Raw genomic sequence first — 11,803 nt, 5'->3', positions numbered from 1 at the left:
ACCCGGAGGTGTCCGATGACCGCCCGTCACGACGCCTGCATCCTGGCGGGCGGTCTCGCGCGAAGGCTCGGCGGCCGGGACAAGCCGGGCCTGCGCGTCTCCGGCCGCCCGCTGGTCGAGTCGGTGGCCGCCGCCGTGCCCGGCGCGGGACGGCTGATCGTCGTCGGGCCACCTCGCCCCGGACTGCCACACGCGATCTTCCGGCGTGAGGACCCGCCCGGTGGTGGCCCGGTCCCGGCGCTGCGAGCGGGCCTGGCCGAGGTGAACGCGCCATGGGTGGTGCTGCTCGCCGCCGATCTTCCGTTCCTGACCGGTGAGCACGTGCGGATGCTGCTGGACGCCGCAGGGGCGGGTGCCGCGGGGACGAGCGGGCCGGGGGCCGTGCTCATCGACGACGGCGGGCGCGAGCAGTGGCTCGCCGGGGTGTGGCACACGCGGAGCCTGGCGCGGGCGCTCGACCGCTACGAGGGGCGGTCGTTGCACGGGCTGCTCGCCCCGCTCCGCCCGGTCACGGTTCACCTCACCGGGCAGCCATGGTTCGATTGCGACACCATGGACGATCTACAGCGGGCCCGGACGGCGGAGCCGGGCCCCGGCGGAGCCGCGGATTCCGGTGACGGCCGCGAGAGCGACGACGGCATGGGACGGACGCGACCGCGGACGAGGAGCGAGAGTTGAACGTGCTGAAGGAATGGACCGCGCTGGTCTGCCAGGAGCTGGGCATCGACCCCGCGACGGTGGACCGCGACGAGGTGCTGGATCTGACCAGGGAGGTCGCCCACGGGGTGGCCCGGCCGGCCGCGCCGCTCACGGCCTATCTGCTCGGGGTGGCCCAGGGGGCGGGTACGGCGCCGCCGGACGTCGTGGAGAGACTGACCGCGCTGGCGCGCAGCTGGGAGCAGGCGACAACGGAGACACTGGGTGACAAATAGCGCCAAAGAAAAGGCGCTTCGTTGTTAAAGTCTGAGAAAAGGGCGACGCCGGGTGGTTACGGGGGCAAACCACCCGGCGTCGCTTCATCGGCGTTCCGACGGGGGCCCGGAACGCCGGCAACAGTGCCCCGACGGGGGACCAGGGCACTTGGCTAAAGCGTACACCTACTACCCTTGGAGTGCGTCAAGACTTAGTCACGACCCGATCTCGCGTCGGTGGCGTGGAATCTGGTTTTGTCCGGAATCTTCCACGTCAGGGGCATGCGGGACCCCGCGCGGCGGCCCATTGGCCCCGATCACGGCAACGTATGGTAAAAAGATCGCCCCGGCGAAGAGCAGCAGCCGGACGGGCATCGGGGCGGGCACCGTGAAGGCGAGGACCAGGCAGATCAGCCGGATCCCCATCTTGATGAAGTAACTCTTCTCGCGCCTGCCGATGTCGGCGCTCAACGAGGGTTGGGCGTCCGTCACCTGATGAACCACCGGACGTCTGCGCCATCCCTTCACGATTCCCAATCTAGGCCTCATATCGGCTGGGTGCGAACGGTCATGTAACCATGGCTTTCCGGGAAGAAGCAGAGGATGACAGATCGAACGTACCGGGTGACCGAGATAGTCGGCACTTCGGGGGAGAGCATCGAGGCCGCCGTACGCAATGGGGTCCGCCGGGCCTCCCGGACCCTGCGCCACCTCGACTGGTTCGAGGTGACCGAGATCAGGGGGCACATCGAGGAGGGGGAGATCGCCCACTTCCAGGTCGGCATGAAGATCGGGTTCCGCCTGGAGGACGACTGAGCCTGTACGGCGGCTGCCGAGCGACGCAGACTGCGTGATTGACCTCTTCTCCTCCCTGGAGGGAGGGGATTCCCCACGGTCACCCGTGAGGGTTCCTGTTTCGCCGCCGGTTGCCCGCGAGGAGGATTCCCCTTTGAGGTCTTACACCGGCTCCACAGGCGTTTTACCTCTCCGCCAGCCCGGCGGCGAGGATGTTCTTCGCGGCGTTGACGTCCCGGTCATGGACCGCGCCGCAGGCGCACACCCAATCGCGGACGCCCAGCGGCATGGACCGCTGGAGGGCGCCGCACGCCGAACACAGCTTGGACGAGGGGAAGAACCGGTCCACGACCAGCAACTCCCGCCCATACCAGGCCGCTTTGTACTCCAGCATCGAGCGCATCTGGCGCCAGGAGGCGTCGGAGACGGCGCGAGCCAGGCTGTGGTTTTTCACCATGTTGCGCACGGTGAGGTCTTCGATCACGACCGTTTGGTTCTCACGGACGAGACGAGTGGTGACCTTGTGCAGATGATCACGGCGACGGTCGGCGATGCGGGCATACACGCGGGCGAGGGCGAGTTTCGCCTTGGCCCGGTTCGCCGACCCCTTCTCCTTGCGGGAGAGGTTCCGCTGGGCCTTGGCGAGTTTGCGCCGGTCGGCCCGCTCATACTTGGGGTTGACGATCTTCTCTCCAGTCGACAGCGTCGCCAACGCCGTAATACCCGCGTCCACCCCGACCGCATTGGTCGTCGGGTCAAGCGGCCGGACGGTGTCTTCGCACAGGATGGAGACGAACCAGCGGCCCGCCGCGTCCTTCGACACCGTCACCGTGGACGGCTCGGCCCCTTCAGGCAGTGGACGCGACCACACGACGTTCAGCGGGTCGTTCGTCTTCGCGAGGGTGAGCTGCCCGTTCTGCCATCGGAAGGCGCTGCGGGTGTACTCGGCGCTGAGGCGGGACTTCTTGCGGGACTTGAACGCCGGATACTTCGCCCGTTTGGCGAAGAAGTTCGTGAACGCCGCCTGAAGGTGGCGCAATGCCTGCTGAAGCGGCACCGAGGAGACCTCGTTCAAAAACGCGAGGTCGTCGGTCTTCTTCCACAGCGTGAGCGCTGCCGACGACTCCACATAGGAGACGCGACGGCCTTCCAGCATGTAGGCGCGGGTGCGTTCTTCGAGGGCCTTGTTGTAGACCAGGCGCACGCAGCCGAACGTCCGGGCAAGCTCTTCGGCCTGCTCAGGGGTCGGGTGGAAGCGGAACTTGAACGCCCGCTTCACGATCTGCGCCACGTCTCACACTCTAAAGCAAGATCAGCTAAGAGTGGACGCGTATTCGATTCCGGGTCCGTGCGGCATCGTGCCGGGTTTCCTCTCCGGCCTGGAGGCCGGAGTATCCACGCGGGAGGTATTCGATGAAGGAGACTCGGGCCGCGCGGGCGGGAAGGCCGCCCGGCCCGGCGGGAACGGCGGTACGTGCCGCGCTGGCCGTCGCGCTGATCCTCCCGACCGGCTGCGCCGTCCCGGAGGGCGGTGTGCCCGCTGCCACCGGGGCCGTCTCGCCGACCACCTCCGTTACCGGCGCACCACCGGTCCCGTCCACCACCGGTGCCGGGCCGCGGACCGAGGCGGAAGGGGAACCGCTGCTGCGCCAGAGCGCCACCGACGTCGCGCGGACGATAGACAGCCTCCGCAGGATCGACGATCTACCGCTGTACGAGATGACCTTCCACGGCTCGTACGACCGCGAGGCCCTCCTCGGGGAGAAGGAGCTGGCGGGACGCGCCGACGGCTGGGCCTGCTCGCTGTTCGCCCTCGGTGGCGACCGGCCGCTGTTCGGCAGAAACTTCGACTGGGACCCCAACCCGGCGCTGATCGTGCACGCCGACCCGCCCGACGGCTACGCCTCGGTCTCCGTCGTCGACCTGTTCCATCTGATCGGAGGCTCCACCCCGCCGGACCTGTCCGCCGCGCCCGCCCGCCGCAGGATGGCCCACGCGGTGCTCGCCCCCTTCGATGGGGTGAACGAGAAGGGCCTGGCCATCGGCATGGCCACGTCGCCCGAGGGCGGGCTGCCCCCGGCTTCTCCCGACCGCCCCGACGTCGGCAGCGTGCGCGTTATCAGGATCATGCTCGACAAGGCGGCGACCGTGGACGAGGCGTTGGCGATCATGCGCCGTTACGACGTCGACTTCACGATCGGGCCGCAGGTCCACTACCTCATCGCCGACGCGGCGGGCAGATCGGCCGTCGTGGAGTACGCCGGGGGCAGGCTCAACGTGATCGACGACCGTATGCTCACCAACTTCGGCATGACCGGCACCTCCACCGCCCAACGCCGGGCCGACCCCCGCTACCGCGCGCTCGCCGAGGGACTGCCCGCCGCCCGCGACTGGCGCGACGCGATGGGCCTGCTTCGGAAGGTGGCCCAGGCCCACACCCGCTGGTCGGTCGTCTACGACCTCACCGACGCCACCGCCCGCGTGGTGGCGGGCCGGCGTTGGGACACGGTGCACACCGTCCCGCTCGTCCAGCGCTGAACGGCCCGCCCGGTACGGGAAGGTGCGGGGAGGGGGAGCCGGACCTAGCTGGCCTGGCTCACCGTCGACATGTTGAAGTCGGGCACCCGGATCGGAGGCATGATCGCGCGGTTGAAGTAGTCGCTCCACTCGCGCGGCAGGGTCTGCTCGGAGGCGCCGATCTCGCTGAGGCGGCGGAGCAGGTCCACCGGGCTCTCGTTGAAGCGGAAGTTGTTCACCTCGCCCACGACCTCGCCGTTCTCCACCAGGTAGACGCCGTCGCGGGTCAGGCCGGTCAGCAGCAGCGTCTGCGGGTCGACCTCGCGGATGTACCACAGGCAGGTGAGCAGCAGGCCGCGCTCGGTGGAGGCGATCATCTCCTCCAGAGACCGCCCGCCCTCGGGTCCCCGCATGATCAGGTTGTCGACGGCCGGGGTCACCGGCAGACCGGTCAGCTCGGCCGAGTGCCGGGTCTGCAGCAGGTTGGCCAGCCTGCCACCGGAGATCCAGTCGGTGGCGGCGAGCGGCAGCCCGTTGTCGAACACCGAGTTCTCCCGGCCGGAGGCGTGCGCCACCACGAACGGCGAGCACTCGACGCCCGGCGCCGACGGGTCGCTGTACAGGCGGATCGGCGACTCGGAGAGGACGTCGCCGACGCGGGTGCCGCCACCGGCCCTGGAGAAGACCGTACGGCCCTCCATCGCGTCGCGCGCTCCGGCCGTCCAGTACAGGTAGGTCATCAGGTCGGCGACGGCCGTCGGAGGCAGCAGCGTCTCGTACCGGCCCGCGGGCAACTCGACGCGGTTCTTCGCCCACTCCAGGCGCTGGGCGAGCGAGGCGTCCAGGGCCGCCACGTCGACGTCGGAGAAATCGCGGGTGGACACGCCGGTCCACGCCGAGCGCCGCATGTCGGAGGACTTGGCGTTGAGCTCCAGGCGGCCGGTGGGCTGGGTGTGCCGCAGCCGGGCGCCGGTCGAGGTGCCCACGAAGGTCGTCGTGACGGTGTGTTCGGCGAACCCGTACAGCCTGCGCCCGCCCGCCTCGGCCGTGGCGAAGGCCTCGCCCAGGGCGGGGGCGAAGGCGCCGAACACCCCGATCGAGGTCGGCTCGGCGGGGGCGTCCCAGTCGGCGGAGCGGGTGCCCTCCAGCAGCGGCCGGGCGTCCTCGGACGGCCGGGCGTCCTCCGCGGCGTGGTCGGCGGCGGCCACGACCTCGTCGAGCCCGTCGGGGCGGACCGCCGCCCGCGACACCACGCCCACACCGCGGCCCACGATGGAGATCACGGTCAGCTGTGAGGAACGGGACACACCGTTGGTGGTGAGGGTGTTGCCCGCGAAGCGCAGGTTGGCACTCGACCCCTCCTCCACGATCACGACGTTGTCGTCTGCCGTGGAGAGCTCAAGAACCCTCTCGATCATCTCCTGGGGAGTCATTCCGCTCCTCTCCTGCCGGACCGCACGGCCGACACCGTCTTCCGTCCGCTCGCCGCGCGTGCTCAACTGCCACTCTCCTGGACGGTGTTGAGGACGCGTACGCCGCGGAAGAGCGCCGACGGGCAACCGTGGCTGACCGGGGCGACCTGGCCAGGCTGCCCCTTGCCGCAGTTGAACGCCCCGCCCAGCACATACGTCTGCGGCCCGCCGACCGCCGCCATCGAGCGCCAGAAGTCGGTCGTCGTCGCCTGGTAGGCGACGTCGCGCAGCTGCCCGGCGAGCCTGCCGTTCTCGATCAGATAGAACCGCTCACCGGTGAACTGGAAGTTGTAGCGCTGCATGTCGATGGACCAGCTCTTGTCGCCCACCACGTAGATGCCCCGGTCGACGCCGGAGATCAGCTCCTCGGTGGTGGGGCCGTCGGGCGCCGGGCGCAGCGACACGTTGGCCATCCGCTGGATCGGGGTGTGGCCGGGGGAGGCGGCGAAGGCACAGCCGTTGGAAGCGCCCAGCCCTTTCAGCAGCGCCATCCTCCGGTCGAGCTGGTAGCCGACCAGGATGCCGTCGGAGACGATGTCGAACTCCCTGGTCGCCACCCCCTCGTCGTCGTAGCCGATCGTGGACAGGCCGTGCTCGACGGTGCGGTCACCGGTCACGTTCATCAGCTGCGAGCCGTACACCAGCGTGCCGAGCTGATCGAAGGTGGCGAAACTCGTCCCCGCGTACGCCGCCTCGTAGCCGAGGGCGCGGTCGAGCTCGGTGGCGTGCCCGACCGACTCGTGGATCGTCAGCCACAGGTTCGACGGGTCGATCACCAGGTCGTACGGTCCCGCCTCGACGGAGGGCGCCCGAAGCTTCTCCTCCAGCAACTCGGGGATGCGCGCCAGCTCCTTGGGGAAGTCCCAGCCGGTGCCGGTGAGGTATTCGTACCCCCGGCCGACGGGCGGGGCGAGCGTCCGCATCGAGTCGAAGCGGCCGTCCAGCACCCGCGTCGCCCTCAGCTGGGGATGGACGCGCACCCGCTGCTGCGTCGTGGAGGTCCCGGCCGTGTCGGCGTAGAACTTCTGCTCCTTGACCTGTGTCAGCGACGCCTGGACGTGGTCCACCCCGGGATCTCGCAGCAGGGCGCCCGACCAGTCGGCGAGCAGCGCCGCCTTGTCGCGCATCGGCACCTCGAACGGGTCGACCTGGTAGGAGGAGACCCAGGTGACGTCGGAGTGGACCGCCTCCGGCGCCAGCTCGACGGGCTCGCGGTTGACCGCCGCCGAGACGACCGCCACCTCCACCGCCTGCTCGGCGACCCTGACGGCCGCCTCGGGGCTGAGCTCGATGCCTCCGGCGAAGCCCCAGGTGCCGTCCTTGACGACCCGTACGGCGTAGCCGAGGGTGTCGGCGTCGATGGAGCCTTCCAGCGCCGCGTCGGAGAGGCGCAGGGTCTCCCCGCGGACGCGCTCCAGCCGGAAGTCGGCGTGCTCGGCGCCCAGGTCCCGGGCGCGCTGCAGGGCCGCGTCCGCGAGCCGGCGCAGAGGCAGGGCGAGGAAGTCGGAGTCGATCTGGCGCATGTCAACGATCCTAACCCTGTGATCTTGTCCTTCCCGGACAAGAGGGTTACCCTCCGGTAGCCGATACCGTCTGACCATGGCTCGATCTGTTCTCGTAACCGGCGGCAATCGCGGCATCGGCCTCGCGATCGCCCGCGAACTCGCTCAGGCAGGCGACGACGTCGCCGTGACCTACCGTTCCGGACAGCCTCCCGAGGGCCTCTTCGGCGTACGCTGCGACGTGACCAGCACGGCCGACGTGGACGCCGCCTTCGCGAAGGTCGAGGCCGAGTACGGTCCGGTCGAGGTGCTCGTCGCCAACGCGGGCATCACCAGGGACACGCTGCTGCCGATGATGAAGGAGGAGACCTTCACCGACGTCATCGACGCCAACCTGACCGGTTCCTACCGGGTCGCCAAGCGCGCCACCCGCGGCATGCTGCGGCTCAAGCGCGGGCGCATCGTGCTGATCTCCTCGGTGGTCGCCATGCTGGGCTCGGCGGGGCAGAGCAACTACGCCGCCTCCAAGGCCGGCATGATCGGCTTCGCCCGGTCGGCCGCCAGGGAGCTGGGCTCGCGCAACATCACCGTCAACGTGGTCGCCCCCGGCTTCGTGGAGACCGACATGACGGCCGAGCTGGACGAGGCGTACCAGGAGCAGATCCGTAAGAACATTCCCCTGGGCCGCTACGCCGCCCCGGAGGAGATAGCGCGCGTGGTCAGGTTCCTGGCCGGCGAGGACGCCGCCTACATCACGGGGGCCGTCATCCCCGTTGACGGCGGCCTTGGAATGGGGCACTGACGTGGGAATTCTCGAAGGCAAACGGCTTCTCGTCACCGGGGTGCTCACCGACGCCTCCATCGCCTTCTCGGTGGCCAAGCTGGCCCAGGAGGAGGGCGCGCAGATCGTGCTCACCGGGTTCGGCCGGCTCAGCCTGGTCGAGCGGATCGCGAGGCGACTGCCGGAGCCGCCTCCGGTGCTGGAGCTCGACGTCACCAACCCCGAGCACCTCGACTCCCTGGCGGAGCGGGTCGGCGAGCATCTCGGCGGCCTGGACGGGGTGGTGCACGCGATCGGCTTCGCGCCGCAGACCGCCCTGGGCGGCAACTTCCTGAACACCTCCTGGGAGGACGTGGCGACCGCGGTCCAGGTCTCCACGTACTCGTTCAAGTCGCTCGCGGTGGCCGCGCTCCCGCTCATGAAGGAGGGCGGCGCGATCGTCGGTCTCGACTTCGACGCCACCAAGGCATGGCCGGTGTACGACTGGATGGGCGTGGCCAAGGCCGGGCTTGAGTCCTGTTCCCGCTATCTGGCCCGCGATCTCGGCAAGCAGGGCATCCGGGTCAACCTCGTCGCCGCGGGCCCGATCAGGACCATGGCGGCCAAGAGCATCCCGGGCTTCGTCGAGTTCGAGGAGAGCTGGCCCGCCAAGGCCCCGATCGGCTGGGACATCAACGACCCGATCCCGGCGGCCAAGGCGTGTGTCGCCCTGCTGTCCGACTGGTTCCCCGCCACGACCGGTGAGATCGTCCACGTCGACGGCGGCGTCCACGCCATCGGAGGCTGAGTGCTTTCCGTCCCGGCGGTCGATGACCGGCCGGGGCGGTGCCGCCGTCGAGACGGCGGGGAACCGCTGCCCGGCCGCGTCCGGCTCCGTCGTGGCATGACGAGGTGAGCGGCGCGGGCCGGAACGCCGAGGGCGCCGAAGACGCCGAGAACTAGGCCACCCGCTGACGTCCCGGAGGGGCGGGCTCGAACGGTATCGACTCCCTGAACCTCCGCCTGCTGTACAGCAGGCGGACTGCGAGGATCGCCGCGACGAGCACCGCGGTGCTGAGCACGGTGCTCGCGGTGTCGGACGACCGGCTGGGCTTCACCGGCCGCTCGCCGGGCATCTGCCGCTGGAGTTTCTCCATCACCGGGGCGGGCCACAGCAGCTCCACCCTGGGCGCCTCGGCGTCGACCACGGGTGACGGCCTGGGAGCCATCGGCCCACCCACGTCGGTCGTGGGCCTGCCGACATCCGGGGAGAACGTCTCCGTCTTGGGGACCGCCCGGTCGGTCGGCGCGGGGACCGGGCTCTTGTGCGCGGGTGCGGCGTCCTCGTGCGGCGAAGGGCTCGCCGAAGTGGTCGGGGAGGGGGACGCCGAAGGGGTGGGGGTCGGTGACACCTTGGACGAGGCGTCCTGGTCGGGCTCCCCGGCAGAGGTGGTCGCCGACGTCTCCGCGCAGCCGGTGGAGGCCGCCGCGGACCGGCAGGCGTCGGTGCCCTGAGGCCGGGGCGTCCGTGCGTCACCGGAGGGCTCCTTCTTCTCCTGCGCGGTGGACGGCCTGTCCGGTGGGCTCTTGGACGCCGAGGCGGCCGGTGCCGGGGAGTTCGTCCCGGCGTCACTCCGGCCGGAGTCTCCGCGGGAGGACGGGGAGACGGCGTCCCCAACACGGCTTCCGAGGTCGTCGACACCTTTTTCCAGATCGTGGACGACGTCGCCCACACCGCCCTCGACCTTTTTCGTGACGCCGTCCACGACCCGGCAGACTCCGCCGGTCACGGGGCCGAGCGGCCCTGTGTGATCACAGTCGTCCACGCGCGGGACGGCGCTCGCCCGTGCGGCGCTCACGGGCGCGATCGCGGCCGCCGGGACCCCACCTCCCAGCGCCAGCGCCAGAACGCCTGCCGCCATCGCAGCTCGCACTCGTCTCCTTCACCCCGGGGCGGACATCGGCCATGGCGTCTCACCGACATCCGGGTGCCCCCGCCACCTGTTTGACAGTTTTGTAGGGAGGCCCGCTTTTTCCGCGGAAAGTTTCCATTCGGTATCGACTAGTGATACGCGAGACGAATTCTCGTTCGGTTCTCGCGGCGGACCGTCCTCGTCCCGGCCCTTCTCTCAGTCCGCGGACACGTCGTCGAGTGCCTCCCTGATCTCCACGGGCAGCGTCAGATCCTCGGCCTGGAGGACCCCGGACAGCTGCCCGTGGGTGCGGGCGCCGACGATGGCCGAGGACACCCCCGGCTGGTCGCGTACCCACGACAGGGCCACCGACAGCGGTGAGACGCCGAGCCCGTCGGCGGCGGTCGCCACCGACTCCACCACCCGCCGGCACCGCTCGTCGAGGTAGGGGGTGACGAAGTCGGCGAAGTGCGGGGTCGCGGCCCGGGAGTCGGCGGGGATGCCCGTACGGTACTTCCCGGTGAGGACTCCGCGCCCGAGAGGCGACCAGGCGAGCACCCCCGCGCCGACGTGCTCGGCGGCGGGGATCAGCTCGCGCTCGGCCTCCCTGGCCAGAAGTGAGTACTCGACCTGGGCGGCGACGATCGGCACCCTGCCGGGCACCGCCCGCTGCCCCACGGCCGCGGTCGCCAGCTGCCATCCCGCGTAGTCGCACACCCCGGCGTACGCGGCCCGCCCCGAGGACACGATGGCGTCCACGGCTGCCAGGGTCTCCTCCAGCGGGACGTCGGGATCGAAGGCGTGCAGCTGCCACAGGTCGACCTCGTTCACGCCCAGGCGGGTCAGGGAGGCGTCGATCGCGGCCACCAGGTGCTTCCTGGAGGCGTCGCGTGGCCTGCGCCCGGTCGGGGTGAGCACGGCCTTGGTGGACAGCACCAGCTCGGAACGCGGCACGGAGTCGCGCAGCAGCCGCCCGAGCAGCCGTTCGGCGTCGCCGCCCGTGTAGACGTCGGCGGTGTCGATGAGCGTGCCGCCGGCCTCGGCGAACGTGCGAAGCTGCGCCGCGGCCTCCTCGGCGCCGGTGTCGCGTCCCCACGTCATCGTCCCGAGTCCCAGGCGGGACACCGACAAGCCGCTCCGGCCCACATAGCGCTGCTCCATGATCCGGCCAGATTACCGCCCGGCCACTTAAAAGTAGTGGAGCGAGGACTGCAAGACTTGCCCGCGTGACGACCTTGTTGCTGGCCAGACACGGCCTTACCCACCTCACCGGCCCGGTCCTCGCGGGCTGGACCCCGGATGTCCACCTCAGCGACGCGGGACGGGCCCAGGCGGAGGCGCTCGCCGCGCGGCTCACCTCGCTGGAACTCGACGCGATCGTCTCCAGCCCGCTGGAACGCTGTCAGGAGACCGCGCAGGCGGTCGCCGAGGGGCGGCGGGAGGCGGAGGTGCTGACCGACGAGCGCTTCGGTGAGTGCCGCTACGGCGACTGGACGGGCCGCCCGATCGCCGAGCTCGCCAAGGATCCCCTCTGGCCGGTCGTGCAGGCCCACCCGAGCGCGGTGACGTTCCCCGGGGGAGAGTCCCTGGCCGCCGTCCAGCATCGCGCCGTGGCGGCCGTCAGGGAGTGGAACGAGCGCCTCGGCCCGAAGGCGGTCTATCTCGTCTGCAGCCACGGAGATGTGATCAAGGCCATCGTGGCCGACGCCATGGGGCTCCATCTGGACCAGTTCCAGCGGATAACCGCCGATCCGGCGTCGCTCACCGCCATTCGCTACACCCCCTTGCGTCCCTTCGTGCTCAGACTCAACGACCTGGGCGGAGATGTGACCGGATTACGCCTTCCGGAGGGTTCGGACGGTGCGGAGGGGGGAGAAAATCCCACCGGGAGCGATGCCGCAGTCGGCGGCGGATCCGGAACCACGTAGGGTCA

The 11,803-nt window shown here is 70.3% G+C and carries 13 protein-coding genes; 7 read left to right on the top strand and 6 right to left on the bottom strand.

Features of this window, described 5'->3' with window-relative positions; translation table 11 throughout:
* The first annotated feature begins 15 nt into the window (after window positions 1-15).
* On the top strand, window positions 16-678 hold the full coding sequence (locus ACFY3V_RS21360; RefSeq protein WP_389775557.1) for a molybdenum cofactor guanylyltransferase: 663 nt from the start codon (window positions 16-18) through the stop codon (window positions 676-678).
* Window positions 679-680: 2 nt separating this feature from the next.
* Window positions 681-932, top strand: coding sequence for a DUF6457 domain-containing protein (locus ACFY3V_RS21355; protein ID WP_389775744.1), 252 nt, complete (start codon window positions 681-683; stop codon window positions 930-932).
* 195 nt (window positions 933-1,127) lie between these two features.
* On the opposite strand, the gene ACFY3V_RS21350 is transcribed toward ACFY3V_RS21355, so the two are convergent.
* Window positions 1,128-1,439 carry a DUF3099 domain-containing protein gene (locus tag ACFY3V_RS21350; RefSeq protein ID WP_350947692.1) on the bottom strand — a complete coding sequence of 104 codons (312 nt, stop codon included), beginning with the start codon at window positions 1,437-1,439 and terminating at the stop codon, window positions 1,128-1,130.
* 75 nt (window positions 1,440-1,514) lie between these two features.
* On the opposite strand from ACFY3V_RS21350, the gene ACFY3V_RS21345 reads away from it, so the two are divergent.
* Window positions 1,515-1,727, top strand: coding sequence for a dodecin (locus ACFY3V_RS21345; RefSeq protein WP_350947691.1), 213 nt, complete (start codon window positions 1,515-1,517; stop codon window positions 1,725-1,727).
* Between the two features lie 163 nt (window positions 1,728-1,890).
* On the opposite strand, the gene ACFY3V_RS21340 is transcribed toward ACFY3V_RS21345, so the two are convergent.
* Window positions 1,891-2,997 (bottom strand): RNA-guided endonuclease InsQ/TnpB family protein, encoded by a 1,107-nt coding sequence (locus ACFY3V_RS21340; protein ID WP_389775553.1) that lies wholly within the window; start codon window positions 2,995-2,997, stop codon window positions 1,891-1,893.
* A gap of 122 nt (window positions 2,998-3,119) precedes the next feature.
* On the opposite strand from ACFY3V_RS21340, the gene ACFY3V_RS21335 reads away from it, so the two are divergent.
* Window positions 3,120-4,244, top strand: a complete 1,125-nt coding sequence (locus ACFY3V_RS21335) for a linear amide C-N hydrolase (protein ID WP_389775550.1) — start codon at window positions 3,120-3,122, stop codon at window positions 4,242-4,244.
* Window positions 4,245-4,288: 44 nt separating this feature from the next.
* On the opposite strand, the gene ACFY3V_RS21330 is transcribed toward ACFY3V_RS21335, so the two are convergent.
* A complete protein-coding gene (locus ACFY3V_RS21330; RefSeq protein ID WP_362897277.1) occupies window positions 4,289-5,656 on the bottom strand; it encodes a metallopeptidase TldD-related protein in 1,368 nt (455 codons plus the stop codon).
* 62 nt (window positions 5,657-5,718) lie between these two features.
* Window positions 5,719-7,218 (bottom strand): TldD/PmbA family protein, encoded by a 1,500-nt coding sequence (locus tag ACFY3V_RS21325; protein WP_350947688.1) that lies wholly within the window; start codon window positions 7,216-7,218, stop codon window positions 5,719-5,721.
* A gap of 76 nt (window positions 7,219-7,294) precedes the next feature.
* Here ACFY3V_RS21325 and ACFY3V_RS21320 point away from each other — a divergent pair, with 76 nt between their 5' ends.
* Both ACFY3V_RS21320 and fabI read left to right on the top strand, forming a co-directional pair.
* Window positions 7,295-7,999 (top strand): beta-ketoacyl-ACP reductase, encoded by a 705-nt coding sequence (locus tag ACFY3V_RS21320; protein WP_350947687.1) that lies wholly within the window; start codon window positions 7,295-7,297, stop codon window positions 7,997-7,999.
* 1 nt (window position 8,000) lies between these two features.
* Window positions 8,001-8,765 carry an enoyl-ACP reductase FabI gene (gene fabI / locus ACFY3V_RS21315; protein WP_350947686.1) on the top strand — a complete coding sequence of 255 codons (765 nt, stop codon included), beginning with the start codon at window positions 8,001-8,003 and terminating at the stop codon, window positions 8,763-8,765.
* Window positions 8,766-8,916: 151 nt separating this feature from the next.
* Here fabI and ACFY3V_RS21310 read toward each other — a convergent pair whose 3' ends face one another.
* Together ACFY3V_RS21310 and ACFY3V_RS21305 are read right to left on the bottom strand one after the other, a co-directional pair.
* Entirely contained in the window at window positions 8,917-9,891 is a 975-nt protein-coding gene (locus tag ACFY3V_RS21310; protein WP_362897276.1) for a hypothetical protein, read from the bottom strand.
* Window positions 9,892-10,086: 195 nt separating this feature from the next.
* Window positions 10,087-11,031 carry an aldo/keto reductase gene (locus ACFY3V_RS21305; protein WP_362897275.1) on the bottom strand — a complete coding sequence of 315 codons (945 nt, stop codon included), beginning with the start codon at window positions 11,029-11,031 and terminating at the stop codon, window positions 10,087-10,089.
* Between the two features lie 65 nt (window positions 11,032-11,096).
* On the opposite strand from ACFY3V_RS21305, the gene ACFY3V_RS21300 reads away from it, so the two are divergent.
* Entirely contained in the window at window positions 11,097-11,798 is a 702-nt protein-coding gene (locus tag ACFY3V_RS21300) for a histidine phosphatase family protein (protein ID WP_362897274.1), read from the top strand.
* The last annotated feature ends 5 nt before the right edge of the window (window positions 11,799-11,803 follow it).

It is taken from the genome of Streptosporangium sp. NPDC000095 (genome assembly GCF_042899335.1).
Taxonomy (GTDB): Bacteria; Actinomycetota; Actinomycetes; order Streptosporangiales; family Streptosporangiaceae; genus Streptosporangium.
Note: the sequence above shows the minus strand (reverse complement) of the source record. Positions and strands in the feature narration are given on the sequence as shown.

Coding starts and splice junctions, on each gene's coding strand:
- ACFY3V_RS21360 (WP_389775557.1), top strand. CDS start 16: ATGACCGCCCGTCACGACGCCTGCATCCTGGCGGGCGGTCTCGCGCGA.
- ACFY3V_RS21345 (WP_350947691.1), top strand. CDS start 1,515: ATGACAGATCGAACGTACCGGGTGACCGAGATAGTCGGCACTTCGGGG.
- ACFY3V_RS21335 (WP_389775550.1), top strand. CDS start 3,120: ATGAAGGAGACTCGGGCCGCGCGGGCGGGAAGGCCGCCCGGCCCGGCG.
- ACFY3V_RS21330 (WP_362897277.1), bottom strand. CDS start 5,656: ATGACTCCCCAGGAGATGATCGAGAGGGTTCTTGAGCTCTCCACGGCA.
- ACFY3V_RS21325 (WP_350947688.1), bottom strand. CDS start 7,218: ATGCGCCAGATCGACTCCGACTTCCTCGCCCTGCCTCTGCGCCGGCTC.
- ACFY3V_RS21320 (WP_350947687.1), top strand. CDS start 7,295: ATGGCTCGATCTGTTCTCGTAACCGGCGGCAATCGCGGCATCGGCCTC.
- ACFY3V_RS21305 (WP_362897275.1), bottom strand. CDS start 11,031: ATGGAGCAGCGCTATGTGGGCCGGAGCGGCTTGTCGGTGTCCCGCCTG.